Genomic DNA, 13,796 nt, shown 5'->3' on the forward strand with positions numbered 1-13,796 from the left:
TGTATCCATTAATACCCTGTTGGTTTTCTGGCAGGGCATTTTTTATAAAGCCAATTGTTGGACTGCGAGCACAATTGCGTCCCGCAGTTCGTCTACCGAATTCCGTCTGAGAACTACCAGGCGGAAGATAGCGGCTTCTATAAGACCATACAAAAGATCGTCCAGTTCACGAACATTTACCTGTTTCAATTCTCCCTTACGGATTCCGTCTATGGCAATGGATGCGAGAATATGTCTGAGACGGATGGTACGTTTACGAACCCGGTAATCCGTATCGGTTCCGCTTTTGGAAAGATGGAGAAGGTAATTTAATACCACCGAAAGGAGCCGTTTGTTCTCCTGGAGCCGATCGAGAATTGTGGTCAGAACAAGCATGAGTTTGTCAGGGGTTTTCAGGGTCTGATCTGCCTTAACCCGCTGTAGATCCGCTTCTACCCCCATGAGCATTTGCTTGATGCTCCAGTTAAAGATTTCTCGCTTATTCTTAAAGTATATATAGAGGGTTGTACGGGTTATACCACAACGGTCAGCAATTTTCTGAAAGGTTGCATCCTCAAAACCCTCGTCGACAAATACATCCAGGGCTCGCTCAAGAATTTCCTTGCGGCGCTTGTCATGTTCTACGATGATCGACATATGCAATGCTCCCTATATGGTATGATAAAAATATCAAAATGTTTGACTTATATTCTTTCATAGTGATACATATATGATTTCAGTGCTCCATTAGTTATATTCCTAACTGATGAAGCCCGTCGTCCATAAAAGGATTCAAAACCAGGATGATTCGTGATGACCACAAGATCCCAGCTTGGGAAATGCTGTTCTAAACTACCCATCGCCTGATAGGTCTGTTCAGCCGCCTCTCGGTCCCCCAACCGTTCTCCATAGGGTGGGTTGGTAATGAGGTAGCCCGGTTCCCCCTCCGGGGCTCTTGCCTGTTCCATGGAAAGTCTCTGGACGTGAGGCCAATATGCAGAGGGAGGAGTAAAACCGCTTGCAAGCCGTATGCCCCGTCCTGCTTTTTTACCCTGCACTGTTTCATAAGCCCGGATGAGATTAGACTGGGCAATTGACACGGCCCGGATATCGGCATCACTGCCATAGATACGGATACGGTTGGTAACATTGAGCTTGCTCCGTAATTCCTCCCGGAGTCGCCCTTCGATTCGTGTATCACCAATCAGGAAGTCCGATACCGCAAAGGTTCTGCCTAATCCGGGAGCCGCATCCCAAGCGTAAAGCGCCGCTTCGATGAGAATCGTGCCGGATCCACAGAAGGGGTCGTAGAGGGGATACTTCCGCCGCCATCCGGAGAGGAGGAGCATGGCCGCCGCGGTGGTCTCCCGGAGGGGTGCAGCGCCTCCTTCGGTCCGGTATCCCCGTTTAAACAGGGGCTCCCCGCAGAGATCCAAAAGAATCTGGACCCGGTCCTTTTCGATATGGACCCTCAGTTCTACCGCTTTACCATAATCGCTGAGGCGCTGCACCCCCCAGGCCCGGCAGAGCCTGTCCGCGGCGGCCTTGTGGACCATGGCCTGAATACTGGTTTCGGCGGAAAGTTTGGAATGGTTGCTTCTGACCTTGTCTACCACAACCCGGTAATCCCGGGGAACAAAATCCTCCCAAGGAATAGACCGGCATCCTTCAAAGAGAGCATCAAAGTCAGTAGCTGTATACGATGCAAGTTCCAGCAGAATCCTGTCAGCGGTGCGCAGCGACAAGAGGGCTCGATACATCCCTTCTGTATCAGTGGAAAAACGGATTTTCCCATAGCTGGAGTCGCTGATAGATAGATTTAGTTTATGCAGTTCATTAGAAAGGGCCCGTTCCGCACCAATGGCACAGAGGGCGACAAAATTCATCATATTTTTTTATTATAACAGTATTTCACCGAATGTTCAATTGTCAGGGTCTCTGGTACTGTCGGCCAGTTTTATCCAGGTAAGTTCGTGTTTGTTGTAATTCAGGTGCACGACCTGGCTTCCAGGGATGGCTGCAAAGGCCTTGGGGGTTTCAAAATCTCCTTCCCCCTGCATTTTTATAGTACAGATATAGTTTTTTGCCAAGCCAGAAGCTAACCACTTTTGAATCCATTCATAAAGCCGCGGTGGATAGCAGATAACATCGCTGAAGAGCCAATCAACAGGGCCAATCTCTTCAGGTTTCAGGGTAAAGGCATCGTGTTTGATATAGGTAACGAGGGGATGTTGCATGAGACGATCATCCAGGGGAGAACGGTCTATGGCGGTAACCCGGGCCCCCAGTTGGGTGAGAACCCATGTCCAGCCGCCTGGACAGGCTCCTGCATCAAGACAGCGTTCTCCTGCCTGTGGCCACTTCCGGGCACGGACCAGAGCTTCCTGCAGTTTTAGGTATGCTCGGCTTGGTGGATCCACCTTGTTTTCTATAAAAGATATCTTGCCCCCGGGAAAAGGGCTGGTACAGAAAGGGCTGGCAAGCATGGTGTTGGCGTCGAGGAGGGTCCAGGAGCCCATGAATGAATCGGGGATAAGCCAGGGAAAGGGGCGTTCCTTCTGGTTTATAGGTGGGAGCTTTTCCTGGATGAGCATGCCCCGCCGATACTGGGTAAAGAGTACTGGTGCCCAGTTACGCTGTATATCCCGCAGGCTTTTTGCCCCTTCGGAGATTGAGTTAAAGGTAATTTTGATGGGTGTAAGCCAAATATTCTCTGTCCAGAAGGCATCTTTTCTGGGTCCCCCCGCAAAGTACAGCTTACCCCCCAGGTATTCATACTGGCCAAGTTCTTTTTGCAGATGGTCTTGAAATTCATCAATCCCCTGATAAATGATTCCTTCCATAACCTCTGATTGGGCACTCATGGCTTCCCTGTTTCTGCGGGATTAGCGTTTGTTCTCCAGGTGAGGTAATCCAGGTAGCGTTCAAAGGCTTTTCCTGTTGGGGAATTTCGGAAAAAGAAGCCCGATTCAAAGGCATCATATCCTGCCCGGTTCCAGCGGTTCTCACCGGTGATTTCGAAGGGATCAATGTGAGATGCTTCTTCTGGGTAAATGATAATTTTATATTCTTTTCCCCTATCAAGGGCGATGGCTACGGAGAACTCAAGTCTGCATCCGGTAATACTGAGGTCCCGCAGGAAGCCCAGGGTATAATCAATATGTTCCAGTCGAGCCTGAGCTAGACTTTCATATCGTGGTACCGAACGTTTTTCAAACATGGGTGTATAGTGCCCTGACTTATCTGTTTCGTCAATGGTATGTGTCTTGTAAATTGTTCTTTGAGCCAGCTATAATTAAAAGGGGGTATCTCCAAAAATTCGGTTCGTATAAAGGCGCCTGAACAAATGATTACAGGTAGTCCTTCTCAAATTGTGTGAGTACTGGATCAGGAGGATGAATCTATGAAGGCTGATGTGAATCCTTCTCAGCGGATTAAAACCTTGCGGGAAACCTATGGTATGAGTCAGGAACTGCTGGCTGAACGGAGTGCAGTTCCTCTGGAACTTATTAAAAGAATTGAAGATGGTATCATCCCTGACCTGGCACCCCTGGTAAAGATTGCACGGAGCCTGGGTGTGCGTTTAGGAACCATACTGGATGAGGATCGGGAATTGGGGCCGGTCATTACCCGAAAAGGGGAGGGTAAGGAAAATCTCCGGTTCAATCAGGGTAACAACACCCAAGGGACTCATGCTGAACAAGGTGCTCAAAGTAAGATCGACCAAAATACACTACGATATGCTGTGCTTGCACCAGGTAAAGCCGGGCGGCATATGGAGCCGTTTTTAATTGAGGTTCCCGCTAGTGCCCAACCCCTCCGTTCTTCCCATGAGGGTGAAGAGTTTTTCTACGTGCTGGAAGGGAAAATCCGCCTTGAATACGGTACCCTGGTATATGAACTCGATACAGGGGACTCGATTTATTACGATTCCATGGTACCCCACCGGGCCCTTGCCATGGGTGGTCAGGATGCCAAAGTGCTGGCCGTTGTATATACTCCAGTGTAGGCGGCAGGTATATAGTACTGGTAACGGTCAGTATAATGGGTGATATCCGGCCTGAATATATTTTTTAGGATATCTCGCCGAAGGACCTGCCCATGGGTACTAACTCTACCAATCCTTTAAGAACAGTTTGAATAGCCTTTGGCATATCAGTGAAAGCCAAATGTATGCATCTTTAAAAAAGACTTGAAAAACGGGGCTGGATCGCTCTGGAAGCAATCTCTGGAATACCAGCTATTGCTGGGAGACAGGTTGCTGATTCAGCAAGTGCCTCTGTTCTCGTTCTTCAGAATGGCCGGCGCAACCGGAACTCTTTTTCTTTCACTGTTCAGGGGCTTAAGGCCTTTGAAACCTGGCTGAATGAACCTACCATCGCCAGTCCCCGGTTTTTGAAGCTGGAATTTTTAAGTCGTCTTTATTTTGCCCTGCGGAGGGATGTTGAATTAGCTTATAAACAGGTCGAGACCCAGCGTCTTTCTCTGGAAACAAAGCTGAACCGGCTTTTTGTGCAGCAATATGAGGGGGCATCTGCTTGGGCAGAGATATCTGATCAAAGTCCGATTTTTTTTGATATTTCGATCCTTGCAAAGGATTTCAGGATACATCAGATTCAGGCTGATCTGGATTGGCTGAAAACCCTCCTGTAAAAGAGTGATTAAGGCCTATCACTACGCTTCTATCTGTCCTGCTGGTAACTATGATAGTAAATGAGCTCAGTAGGTTTTTCTTGACGGTTTCAGACCGCAGCTTTATACTCATTGAGTGAGTATAAGCCGAAGAAACTCACCACGATATATTGGCCTTCTGGCAATTTTCCTGATCCTGATTTTTTTGTCTCTACCGGACTTGGCCACTTTCCTCTGTCGCCTCTCTCGGTACTCTGTCTTTTCTGGATTCCTCTGTCCGCTTCTGACGTGCCCCCTGATCTACAACAGGCTTCATTGATCCTCTTTAAAATCAGGCTTCCCCGTCTTCTGGGAGCTGCTCTGGTCGGGGCTGCCCTGGCAGCGTCCGGGGCAGCTTATCAGGGACTTTTTCAAAATCCTCTTGTGTCGCCAGATGTGCTGGGGGTTTCTGCCGGTGATGCCTTTGGGGCAGTGCTTTCCCTCTTATTGGGACTGGATACAGCCGCATTGGTTATCATTGCTTTTCTCTGCGGCCTTGGAACGGCTCTGCTGGTGAGTTTTTTTGCCCGTACGGTGAGGGCCCAGGTTAATTTATCCCTGGTGCTTTCTGGCATCATGCTGGGTTCTCTGCTTTCATCAGCCACATCACTGGTAAAACTTGTAGCTGATCCGGTCATAATCCTGTCGTTGGGGCGATTATTGGCCTTTCGTTGGCGTATCAACATACTTATCATGGGTGAAGAAGAAGCCCGCACCCTGGGTACCTGTGTCCCCCAATCCCGGGCTTTACTCATTCTTGCTGCTACATTAGCTACCGCTTCCAGTGTTGCCATTTGCGGCCCCGTTGGCTGGGTAGGCCTCGTGATCCCCCATTTTGCACGGATGGTTGCCGGCAGTGACTTCCGGATCCTTATGCCTGTCTCCCTTCTCATGGGCGCTTCCTTTCTTATGCTGGTCGATGATTTCAGCCGCCTTCTTACGACCAGTGAAATCCCCATCGGTATCCTAACCTCCTTTGTGGGAGTGCTGGTGTTTCTGCTGCTGATTTACCGGGGAGCTGTACGGTGAAACAAGGTCATCAGGAGACTGTTGCTATGCTCGAAGTTCGACAGCTTTCCTTTTTCTATGGCAGCAAGCCTGTATTGAATTCCCTTTCCTTCTCTGTCGGTGCGGGGGAATTGCTCTGTATTGTTGGACCCAATGGTGTAGGTAAGAGCACCCTCTTTAAGTGTATCCTAGGGATTCATCGGAGCTATCCATGGGACATCCTCCTCAACGGTCGATCGCTCCGTACCATAAAAGAGCCTGAGCTTGCTCATGCTCTCGTCTATATCCCCCAGGCCCATGTGCCGGTGTATGGTTATAGGGTCTTTGATATAGTGCTGATGGGTGCCTGCAGCGGATGGGCATGTTTGCTCAGCCTCGAGCCCAGGATAAAGCTGCAGCCCGTCAGGCTCTCGACGCCCTGGGGCTCGAGACGCTGGCGGAACGGAATTATACTGAACTTTCAGGGGGAGAGCGTCAGCTTGTTCTGATTGCCCGCGCTCTTGCCCAGGGGAGCCGGATTCTGGTGATGGATGAACCTACGGCGAATCTTGATTACGGTAATCAGGTCCGTATCATGGAACATATCGCAGGGCTAACGGCGGATGGGTACACCGTGCTGTTATCCACCCATAATCCTGAACATGCCTTTCTCTGGGGAACCAGAGTCATGGTTCTGTACGAGGGCTGTATCATCGCCGATGGTCCGCTAACAGAGGCTCTGACTGAAAACTGTCTTGAAGCACTGTACGGCATACCGGTACGGCTCTTTGCTTTGGGTAATGAAAAAACCGGCCGCTATCAGGCTTGTATGCCCGTTTTAGGTTTACGGGAGGTGCTCCGGTGAATCCCGAAGCCCTGCATAAAGCGCTCATTGCTGACATATCTGCTGATATTTCTGTATTGGAGGCTTTTTCTGGAGCTTCCCACAGTATCGTAATTACCGAAGCTGGTATTGGTTCAGTCATGACCCTGGATCCTACAGGCCGCAGTTCTATTCTCCCGACTCAGCTTACAGGTATGCCGCTCCGTAATCTTGCTGAGGCTGTTCTGTCCTGGAATGCTGCCGATGCTGCACTGGATGCTGCAGCCCTTAACGCCTACTATAATTCGCCTGAGATACTTAAAAAAACTTTGGTTTTGAGGACTCTGCTCCGCAATTGGCCCTCGGGATCGATCCCTTTACTCGGTATGTCGAACTGAACTGGCCCGGGGAAAACGGGTAGCCAGTGTGGGGCACTTTACCTCAGTGGTGCGTCATATTGCATCGGTTGCGGCTTCTCTTTCCATCATTGATGACCATCCACAGTCTGGGGACTATCCGGCAGTGGTAGCAGAATATCTTCTGCCCAAAATGGACCTGGTCTTTATTATCGGCAGTACCCTGGCAAACAAGACCCTGCCGAGGCTTCTGGAACTGTGTCAGGGCTCTTTTGTGGTGTTGGTCGGCCCCAGTACCTGCATGACACCAATACTGTTTTCGTATAGTGTGAACTGTTTAGGTGGTACCCTCTATACGGACCGCGCAGGATGTCTGTCTCTAGTACGGCAGGGACTGCATGGCCAGATGGTACATCATGGTCAGAAACTGTCCTTTGAAAAAGGAGCCTGATACAAATGAGGTGTACTAGCGTGAAGCCCTTTACCATAAGAATATTTAGATTGATGGTTTCTCTCCTTTTCTGTGGTTTTGCCCTTTCTCAGCCCCTTTGGAGTCAAAAAGCGCCCGATGCAGTAAGTGCCGGGACTGAGTTCCTCACGGCCTCCCTGTGGTCCTTCGTGGATTCCGCTGGTCGGACTGTCCAGATTCCCCACTCTATTACAAAAATAGCTCCCTCAGGTCCTATGGCTCAGATTTTTCTTTTTACCCTGGTGCCGGATCGTTTGATCGGTTGGTCCAGCAAGCCCGCACCAGAACTGATACCCTATCTGCCCCAAAGAATGCGAAATCTCCCCGTATTCGGCCAGTTTTATGGGGCCGCTTCTACCCTTAATATAGAAGCCCTCATCACCGCACAGCCTGACATTATTATGGATATAGGAGAACGAAAACCTTCCATAGCCCGGGATATGGATGATGTGCAAAAACGGACCGGTATTCCCGCGGTGTTTATTGAAGCTGTATCCTTCGATTCCTATGCGAAGACCTATCGTACCCTGGGCCGGCTTTTACAAAAAGAAGCCCAGGCTGAAAAGCTCGCCCAGTTTTCCGAGGCCACTGTACGAGATATGGTACAGCTGTAATCGAAACTTGCAAGCGGACGACCCAGGGTGAAGGTCTATTATGGCGAAGAAGCTTCTGGGCTGGCCACCATAGCGGCTGGATCCCTCCATTCCCAGACTATCGAGTCCGCAGGACTTATCAATGTGGCGGATCTGGCCAACAAGGGCGGTACGGCAGGGAAAGCTCTATGATATCCCCGCAGCACCCTATAACTGGATTGCCCGGCATCCCTCGATAAACCGCCTTCCGGGGTTCTACTGGCTTGCTCATCTAGCCTATCCTGACCTTATAAGCCGGCAATACCTGGAAAAGCGAGTGCGGGAATTTTATGCGCTTTTTTATCATACCTCTTTGGGTGATGGAAATATGAAGCGGTTTATCCGCTGAATTGTTTGGTCCCCATCCCGCACCTGGGGTGGAGCAATAATGTAGTGGGTAAGGTTGATGAAGGGAATCAGTCTGAGCAGGGAAATCATGGAGATTCTCAGGAACGGGCAAGATCTTAAATGTGCAGGTTCTGCCCAGTTTGAAAACCATGCATCTTTGGAGGCCAGGGGCCGGGAGCTTGTGATTTCGACTGTAGGCGTTGGAGGAAAAACCTCGCTCCTGTACCTCCTGGCTGAAACCCTTGCGGGAGAAGGCCTGCGGGTCTGCATAACGACTACGACCCATATGTATGATCCCCGAACAGAAGCAAATCCGCATCAGTTTGATAGGGTTTTAATTATCCCTGAATGGGTCGAAGCTCCTGCATCGTTTGCATCACCTGCACTGAAGCACCTTGCCGAGCTGGGTGCCTATCCTCAGCCTGGAAGCATTACCATTATCGCTGCCCGGGATGGGCTTCCTGATTCTTCTGTCCATGTTCAGAATCCTCCTGGTAAGCCGCTTCTTAAACTCAAAGGTATACATCCTGCATGGGTTGCCCTACTTAAGGATCACTGGGATGTGGTCCTCGTCGAGGCTGATGGTTCAAAACATTTGCCGGTTAAGGCCCCGGCGGAACATGAACCGGTTATTCCGCCGATTACTAATGTAGTACTTGGATGTATTGGTTTGGATTGTCTCGGAAAACCTTTAGAAGAAGGTTTTGTTCATCGGCCCCCCCCTGTTCAGCACCTCATCAATCTGATACTTCATCCCGAAGGACTTTTTAAGGCTTCTCCCGAGGAAGCTCAGCGGATTACGGTGCTGAATAAGGCAGACCTCATCCGGGAAGAAATACTTTGGGAACTGGAAGAGCTTTTCGGTACTCTTTTTACATTACAAAGGAAACCCATACAATACTCATCGGTTCGGTTTCTAATAACCAGTGTTATAGAAGGAGCATAGTATGATCAATATGCCCCCCGGGGAAAGGCAAAAGGTCTATGGCCTCGAATATGTCAGCACCGCCGTTTCTATCGAAGGCTTTGTGGACAACCCCTGTACCTTTACTGCTGAAGCCCTCCTGCAGCGGCCCCAGGTTATCATTAAAGACGTGGATATCCGTTGCGGTAGCGGAAAACTTAAGGAAGAGGGGCTTACCTATGCGGGGGTGCTTCTGCGGGACCTGCTCGAAGTATCCAGGATGCGGCTTGAAGAGCATGAGGTTCCCAATCGGACCTGTATTGTGGCCACCGGCGCCGACGGGTACCGGGCTCTTTACTCCTGGCATGAAATCTTTAACAGCCCCTTAGGTGAAGGTCTGGTTGCGGTTCTCACCAAAAATGTTCAGGTTCTCGGTGAAAAGGAAGGGGAGCTCTGCCTCGTCAGTACCCGGGATGAACGGCCCGGTCCCCGCTGCATCCGTTACCTGTGTAAGGTCGAAGTCTGCCGGCTAGAATAGGTTCATATTGGCCCTGCCATGGCCTTACTTGACCGGCCCTGCTGAACGATAGGGCAGAGGTAAGCCTTTTCCCGAAGCTGAAGATACAGGTGAGTCAGGTGTGATAGCATATACCCCACCAGAAATGTCTTTATTATCCAACCAGGAATGGATTTTGAAAGGGAAAATAGTAAATCGGTATATCCTGAAATTGGGCTCGTAATTCATCAGCAAGCAATTCCATCCCAGGACTTTCGCTTGCACCATGCCCTAGAATGATAAGGGCTGTACCTAGGTTCAGAGTCTGTGCATCTCTGCAATATTCAGGGATTTCCCATTCTGGTCCCTCTCCGTATATTACGAGATCTATCTTTTCTTTTGCAATTATCGGCAACAGAAGGGAGCCATTACCGCGATAACCGACCGCAACAAGGACTCTGCCGATGGGCTGTTCCTTTTTGCCTATGTAGCGAACCCAGGGCAGGTGTAATGTGTCCTTTATATACTGTATAAGAGATCCCAATGTACCATCAAGTTCTACTATAGAATAAGCTGGAAACTGGGCAATTTCTTTATGTGTCCAACCCAAGGTCTTTATAAGCCCTGCGGTGATTCTATCTGGTAGCGCCTTATGTATACCATCATGATAACGGTACAGAGTTATCCCCTGTTCCTGGAAGAAGGCCTTTTTTTTAAAATATACCGGATCTTTTGTTGCATGACCGATGACATCCAGCTGCTGTTCTTTGTGATGATACCAGATGCCTTCATGACTGATAATAATATTACAGTTATGTTGATAGGCCTTATAACAATGTTCTATGGTAGCTAAAAATGTTATAGCAACACCGGTAATGAGTATTTCTGGATTGCCGCATATATACCCATCAACCGTGTCGGTTGGAAGTTGTTCCATCCCGGGTAATATACTGATGAAATCTTTAATTTTGATAGACATAGTATACAACCTTTATATGTGAAAGTTTTAGAACCTATTGTCTTGAAAGTCATTAACAATGATGAAATATTAGTATATTATATCAATATTCGTCATGAATTGTCAGTGTACTGAAGCTGATAATGAATAGGATGGTGTTGTGGCAGACTCAGTAAAACTATGTGCTTTAACATTTGATGATGGGCCAGACAATATAAAGACACAACGTGTTCTGAATGTATTACAGAAACATAATGTTCTTGCTACATTTTTCCTTGTGGGCTCCCGGGTTAATGAACAGACAAAGGCTGTAATTAACAAAATGATCCGATTGGGATGTGAAGTGGCCAACCACAGTTGGGACTATGAACGCCTCAACACTGTTTCTGCAGAAGTGGTGAGTCAAAAATTCACCAGGACCCAGGAAGCAATTAAGAAGTATGCTGGTGTGGAAGCAAAATTCTTTCGCCCCCCAAATCTTGCAGTAAGCCAAACAATGTATGAAGCGATTCCGCTTCCCTTTGCGGAGGGGGTGTTGGGGTTTGATTGGGCTGGTTGTAATACCACCGCCCAGGATCGGGCCCAGAAGGTGCTTGCGGGCATAGACGATGGGGCCATTATTCTGCTCCACGATGTACAGCCCGATCCCCATCCAACCCCGGAAGCCCTCGATATACTGATCCCTGAACTAAAAAAGCAGGGGTACCAGTTTGTAACCCTTTCGGAGCTGTTTAAACGAAAAGGGGTTGATCCTGCTTCCCGAAAAGGAAGCATGTGGAAATATGTAAGGTAATAATAAGAGTTCTGCCGGCCACTGGCCGGCAGTTTTTTGTTAAGGAGCGTGTACATGCAGTATGAACCGTCTTACTTTGAACGCATCGGTATAAGCCGGGAGGAGATTGACCAGCGGATCGAATCGGCCTGGAAGACCCTCTTTGAGGGAAGCGAGAACGAGCGGATCTACTTTGAGGCAGGATCCGACATGGGCTATATGGTCGATACGGGGAATATCGATGTCCGCACCGAAGGTCAGTCCTATGGCATGATGATGGCGGTCCAGATGGACAAGCAGGATGTCTTTGACCGGATCTGGAAGTGGACCATGACCTACATGTATATGGCTGAAGGCCCGAATGCGGGGTACTTTGCCTGGTCCTGCGGTTTAGATGGCAAAAAGAATTCCTACGGCCCCGCCCCCGACGGGGAAGAGTACTTTGCCCTGGCCCTCTTCTTTGCCTCCCACCGCTGGGGGGACCGGGACGCGCCCTTTAATTATAGTGAGCAGGCTCGTCAGATTCTGTTTCACTGTATCCACAAGGGAGAACATGAACCGGGGAATCCCATGTGGAACCCTGCGAATTACCTCATCAAATTTATACCGAATTGTGAGTTTACGGACCCCTCTTACCATCTCCCCCATTTTTATGAACTCTTTGCCCGCTGGGCCAATGAAGAGGACCGGCCCTTCTGGCAGAAGGCCGCGGCGGCAAGCAGAGAATTCCTCCCCCGATCCTGTCATCCGGTGACGGGCCTAGCGCCAGAGTATTCCTACTACGATGGGCGGCCCAATTTCTATAATGACCACGGAGATTTTTACAGTGATTCTTACCGGGTAGCGGCGAACCTGGGCCTCGATGCCCTCTGGTTTGGCAGAAAGCCCTATCAAAAAGAAATCATCGATAAGATTCACCGCTTTTTTGCAGATAAAAGGCCCGAAGAATACCGCTGGTATAGGATTGATGGGACCCCTCGGCCGGAACCGGCCCTCCATCCGGTGGGGCTTGTGGCTACCAACGCCATGGGAGCCCTGGCTACCGAAGGCCCCCTGGCTGACAAAATGGTCCGGCTTTTCTGGGACACGCCCCTCAGAACCGGCGAACGGCGCTACTACGATAACTGTCTGTACTTCTTTGCACTCCTTGCCCTGAGCGGCCGGTATCGGATTTACTGAAATTGAAACCAGCCGAAATCGAATGAAGAACCGGGAAGAAATATAAAGGAAACCTGCAGTTGCTGAGACTGCAGGGCCTCTGATGCTGCTTGTAAAGAAAAGGTAGGCTGTACCGGTTCTTCTGAAAAATCAAATTCACAAGTTCAACCTGCTCAATAGTATCCCCGGTCAATTTTTGATTTTTCAGGTTAGTTTTTGCGAATTCCTAGATGGAAAATAAAGAAAAAATTATTTGACAAAAATAAAAGTATGCTAATATACTAGTATCCATGAAAAGCACAAGCACAGTACGCATAAAAAACGATACTCATCGTTATTTTAATAGGTATTGGTCTCTGTACCTCATGCTGGTACTGCCGGTGGTATATTTCTTTGTTTTTAAGTATATACCAATGACGTACATTCAGATCGCATTTAAAAATTACAGTATTGTAAAAAGTCCCTGGGAAATGCCGTGGGCCAATAACAATGGATTTGAATATTTTATAAAGGCCTTTCAAAATAAAGATTTTCTGGATGCTTTACGGAATACCATACTTTTAAATGTTCTTGATCTGGTGATGGGGTTCCCTGCACCTATTATCCTTGCAATTATTTTAAACGAGCTTCCTTACCGGGGATTCAAGCGGTTTACCCAGACCGTTGCGTATATGCCCCACTTTTTATCCTGGGTCATCATTGCTGGTATGGCATTACAATTGCTTGCTCCTACCAATGGGCTTTTAAATATCTGGCTGCAAAAGCTTGGATTACAGCCCATACCATTTTTAAATAAGCCTGCTTATTGGGTTGCATCCTATGTCGTTTTAGGAATCTGGCAGAGTGTAGGCTGGAATACCATTATTTATCTTGCAGCAATAACCAGCATCAATCCTGAGTTATATGAGGCTGCAGCTATAGATGGGGCCAACCGGCTCCAACGTATCTGGCATGTAACCTTGCCGGGTATTCGGTCGACCATTGTTGTACTTTTAATCCTCTCCCTCGGACGTATTCTGGGCAGTGATTTTGACCGTCCCTTTGCACTGAGGAATCCCCTTGTGAAAGAGGTTTCGGATGTCATTTCTATTTTTATCTACAACTATGGTATCCGGGGACTGCAGTTCTCGTTAACAACAGCTGTTGGCTTATTCCAGTCTGTTGTCAGTGTAAGCTTCCTGCTTTTTGCTGATTATCTGGCAAAAAAATTTGGTGAGCGTGGGATTATATAGGAGTAGGTACT

19 protein-coding genes and 1 pseudogene are annotated in these 13,796 nt (G+C 48.7%); 15 read left to right on the forward strand and 5 right to left on the reverse strand.

All coding sequences use genetic code 11. The features are described from left to right. Nucleotides 1-42: 42 nt before the first annotated feature. From SPICA_RS02950 to SPICA_RS02965, 4 genes are read right to left on the reverse strand one after another with little or no spacing between them, the layout of a single operon-like run. Complete coding sequence (locus tag SPICA_RS02950; RefSeq protein ID WP_013968054.1) at nucleotides 43-636, reverse strand: TetR/AcrR family transcriptional regulator; 594 nt, start codon at nucleotides 634-636, stop codon at nucleotides 43-45. 47 nt (nucleotides 637-683) lie between these two features. Next, nucleotides 684-1,868: a THUMP domain-containing class I SAM-dependent RNA methyltransferase gene (locus tag SPICA_RS02955; RefSeq protein ID WP_013968055.1), complete on the reverse strand. Its 1,185-nt coding sequence runs from the start codon at nucleotides 1,866-1,868 to the stop codon at nucleotides 684-686. A gap of 33 nt (nucleotides 1,869-1,901) precedes the next feature. Continuing rightward, nucleotides 1,902-2,843 carry an SAM-dependent methyltransferase gene (locus tag SPICA_RS02960; protein WP_013968056.1) on the reverse strand — a complete coding sequence of 314 codons (942 nt, stop codon included), beginning with the start codon at nucleotides 2,841-2,843 and terminating at the stop codon, nucleotides 1,902-1,904. Then, nucleotides 2,840-3,199 carry a PilZ domain-containing protein gene (locus SPICA_RS02965; protein ID WP_013968057.1) on the reverse strand — a complete coding sequence of 120 codons (360 nt, stop codon included), beginning with the start codon at nucleotides 3,197-3,199 and terminating at the stop codon, nucleotides 2,840-2,842. The genes SPICA_RS02960 and SPICA_RS02965 overlap by 4 nt, the downstream gene beginning before the upstream one ends. Before the next feature lie 183 nt (nucleotides 3,200-3,382). On the opposite strand from SPICA_RS02965, the gene SPICA_RS02970 reads away from it, so the two are divergent. The 12 genes and pseudogenes from SPICA_RS02970 to SPICA_RS03010 all read left to right on the forward strand — a co-directional run bounded on the left by SPICA_RS02970 (nucleotide 3,383) and on the right by SPICA_RS03010 (nucleotide 9,707). Further along, on the forward strand, nucleotides 3,383-3,988 hold the full coding sequence (locus tag SPICA_RS02970; RefSeq protein ID WP_013968058.1) for a cupin domain-containing protein: 606 nt from the start codon (nucleotides 3,383-3,385) through the stop codon (nucleotides 3,986-3,988). A gap of 386 nt (nucleotides 3,989-4,374) precedes the next feature. Further along, nucleotides 4,375-4,632: a hypothetical protein gene (locus SPICA_RS02975; protein WP_013968059.1), complete on the forward strand. Its 258-nt coding sequence runs from the start codon at nucleotides 4,375-4,377 to the stop codon at nucleotides 4,630-4,632. Nucleotides 4,633-4,743: 111 nt separating this feature from the next. After that, complete coding sequence (locus SPICA_RS02980) at nucleotides 4,744-5,679, forward strand: FecCD family ABC transporter permease (RefSeq protein ID WP_013968060.1); 936 nt, start codon at nucleotides 4,744-4,746, stop codon at nucleotides 5,677-5,679. Nucleotides 5,680-5,705: 26 nt separating this feature from the next. After that, nucleotides 5,706-5,975, forward strand: a pseudogene (locus tag SPICA_RS15860) (ATP-binding cassette domain-containing protein); the annotation flags it as partial. A 38-nt stretch (nucleotides 5,976-6,013) separates the two neighbouring features. Next, nucleotides 6,014-6,502 (forward strand): ABC transporter ATP-binding protein, encoded by a 489-nt coding sequence (locus tag SPICA_RS15655; RefSeq protein WP_250635655.1) that lies wholly within the window; start codon nucleotides 6,014-6,016, stop codon nucleotides 6,500-6,502. Beyond that, complete coding sequence (locus SPICA_RS14650) at nucleotides 6,499-6,858, forward strand: DUF4213 domain-containing protein (RefSeq protein ID WP_052296324.1); 360 nt, start codon at nucleotides 6,499-6,501, stop codon at nucleotides 6,856-6,858. The genes SPICA_RS15655 and SPICA_RS14650 overlap by 4 nt, the downstream gene beginning before the upstream one ends. A 1-nt stretch (nucleotide 6,859) precedes the next feature. Next, nucleotides 6,860-7,267 carry a Rossmann-like domain-containing protein gene (locus SPICA_RS14655; protein ID WP_257720283.1) on the forward strand — a complete coding sequence of 136 codons (408 nt, stop codon included), beginning with the start codon at nucleotides 6,860-6,862 and terminating at the stop codon, nucleotides 7,265-7,267. A gap of 5 nt (nucleotides 7,268-7,272) precedes the next feature. Next, a complete protein-coding gene (locus SPICA_RS02995) occupies nucleotides 7,273-7,899 on the forward strand; it encodes an ABC transporter substrate-binding protein (RefSeq protein WP_013968061.1) in 627 nt (208 codons plus the stop codon). 27 nt (nucleotides 7,900-7,926) lie between these two features. Continuing rightward, nucleotides 7,927-8,070, forward strand: a complete 144-nt coding sequence (locus SPICA_RS15390; protein WP_156789614.1) for a hypothetical protein — start codon at nucleotides 7,927-7,929, stop codon at nucleotides 8,068-8,070. Continuing rightward, nucleotides 8,021-8,266, forward strand: coding sequence for a periplasmic-binding protein (locus tag SPICA_RS03000; RefSeq protein WP_013968062.1), 246 nt, complete (start codon nucleotides 8,021-8,023; stop codon nucleotides 8,264-8,266). The genes SPICA_RS15390 and SPICA_RS03000 overlap by 50 nt, the downstream gene beginning before the upstream one ends. A 57-nt stretch (nucleotides 8,267-8,323) precedes the next feature. Then, the gene (gene yqeC, locus SPICA_RS03005; protein WP_041396125.1) at nucleotides 8,324-9,211 is read left to right on the forward strand and encodes a selenium cofactor biosynthesis protein YqeC; all 888 of its coding nucleotides are present in this window, start codon (nucleotides 8,324-8,326) and stop codon (nucleotides 9,209-9,211) included. 1 nt (nucleotide 9,212) lies between these two features. Beyond that, nucleotides 9,213-9,707 (forward strand): molybdopterin-binding protein, encoded by a 495-nt coding sequence (locus tag SPICA_RS03010; RefSeq protein WP_013968064.1) that lies wholly within the window; start codon nucleotides 9,213-9,215, stop codon nucleotides 9,705-9,707. Nucleotides 9,708-9,840: 133 nt separating this feature from the next. Here the strand turns inward: SPICA_RS03010 and SPICA_RS03015 are convergent, their stop codons facing one another. After that, entirely contained in the window at nucleotides 9,841-10,602 is a 762-nt protein-coding gene (locus tag SPICA_RS03015) for a Nif3-like dinuclear metal center hexameric protein (RefSeq protein WP_169311853.1), read from the reverse strand. 181 nt (nucleotides 10,603-10,783) lie between these two features. On the opposite strand from SPICA_RS03015, the gene SPICA_RS03020 reads away from it, so the two are divergent. The 3 genes from SPICA_RS03020 (at nucleotide 10,784) to SPICA_RS03030 (ending at nucleotide 13,785) form a co-directional block, all read left to right on the forward strand. Next, nucleotides 10,784-11,416: a polysaccharide deacetylase family protein gene (locus SPICA_RS03020; RefSeq protein ID WP_013968066.1), complete on the forward strand. Its 633-nt coding sequence runs from the start codon at nucleotides 10,784-10,786 to the stop codon at nucleotides 11,414-11,416. A 54-nt stretch (nucleotides 11,417-11,470) separates the two neighbouring features. Continuing rightward, nucleotides 11,471-12,574 carry a family 8 glycosyl hydrolase gene (locus SPICA_RS03025; RefSeq protein WP_013968067.1) on the forward strand — a complete coding sequence of 368 codons (1,104 nt, stop codon included), beginning with the start codon at nucleotides 11,471-11,473 and terminating at the stop codon, nucleotides 12,572-12,574. A gap of 269 nt (nucleotides 12,575-12,843) precedes the next feature. Then, nucleotides 12,844-13,785: an ABC transporter permease gene (locus SPICA_RS03030; protein WP_013968068.1), complete on the forward strand. Its 942-nt coding sequence runs from the start codon at nucleotides 12,844-12,846 to the stop codon at nucleotides 13,783-13,785. Nucleotides 13,786-13,796 lie beyond the last annotated feature (11 nt).

Source organism: Gracilinema caldarium DSM 7334 (assembly GCF_000219725.1).
In the GTDB taxonomy this organism is placed as follows: domain Bacteria; phylum Spirochaetota; class Spirochaetia; order Treponematales; family Breznakiellaceae; genus Gracilinema; species Gracilinema caldarium.

What these genes read in the sequence shown, in the direction of transcription:
- SPICA_RS03015 (WP_169311853.1), bottom strand. Translation starts at nt 10,602, where the DNA reads ATGGAACAACTTCCAACCGACACGGTTGATGGGTATATATGCGGCAAT.
- SPICA_RS03000 (WP_013968062.1), top strand. Translation starts at nt 8,021, where the DNA reads ATGTGGCGGATCTGGCCAACAAGGGCGGTACGGCAGGGAAAGCTCTAT.
- SPICA_RS03030 (WP_013968068.1), top strand. Translation starts at nt 12,844, where the DNA reads ATGAAAAGCACAAGCACAGTACGCATAAAAAACGATACTCATCGTTAT.
- SPICA_RS02995 (WP_013968061.1), top strand. Translation starts at nt 7,273, where the DNA reads ATGAGGTGTACTAGCGTGAAGCCCTTTACCATAAGAATATTTAGATTG.
- yqeC (WP_041396125.1), top strand. Translation starts at nt 8,324, where the DNA reads ATGAAGGGAATCAGTCTGAGCAGGGAAATCATGGAGATTCTCAGGAAC.
- SPICA_RS02955 (WP_013968055.1), bottom strand. Translation starts at nt 1,868, where the DNA reads ATGATGAATTTTGTCGCCCTCTGTGCCATTGGTGCGGAACGGGCCCTT.
- SPICA_RS02970 (WP_013968058.1), top strand. Translation starts at nt 3,383, where the DNA reads ATGAAGGCTGATGTGAATCCTTCTCAGCGGATTAAAACCTTGCGGGAA.
- SPICA_RS15655 (WP_250635655.1), top strand. Translation starts at nt 6,014, where the DNA reads ATGGGCATGTTTGCTCAGCCTCGAGCCCAGGATAAAGCTGCAGCCCGT.
- SPICA_RS02965 (WP_013968057.1), bottom strand. Translation starts at nt 3,199, where the DNA reads ATGTTTGAAAAACGTTCGGTACCACGATATGAAAGTCTAGCTCAGGCT.
- SPICA_RS02960 (WP_013968056.1), bottom strand. Translation starts at nt 2,843, where the DNA reads ATGAGTGCCCAATCAGAGGTTATGGAAGGAATCATTTATCAGGGGATT.
- SPICA_RS02950 (WP_013968054.1), bottom strand. Translation starts at nt 636, where the DNA reads ATGTCGATCATCGTAGAACATGACAAGCGCCGCAAGGAAATTCTTGAG.
- SPICA_RS03025 (WP_013968067.1), top strand. Translation starts at nt 11,471, where the DNA reads ATGCAGTATGAACCGTCTTACTTTGAACGCATCGGTATAAGCCGGGAG.
- SPICA_RS03010 (WP_013968064.1), top strand. Translation starts at nt 9,213, where the DNA reads ATGATCAATATGCCCCCCGGGGAAAGGCAAAAGGTCTATGGCCTCGAA.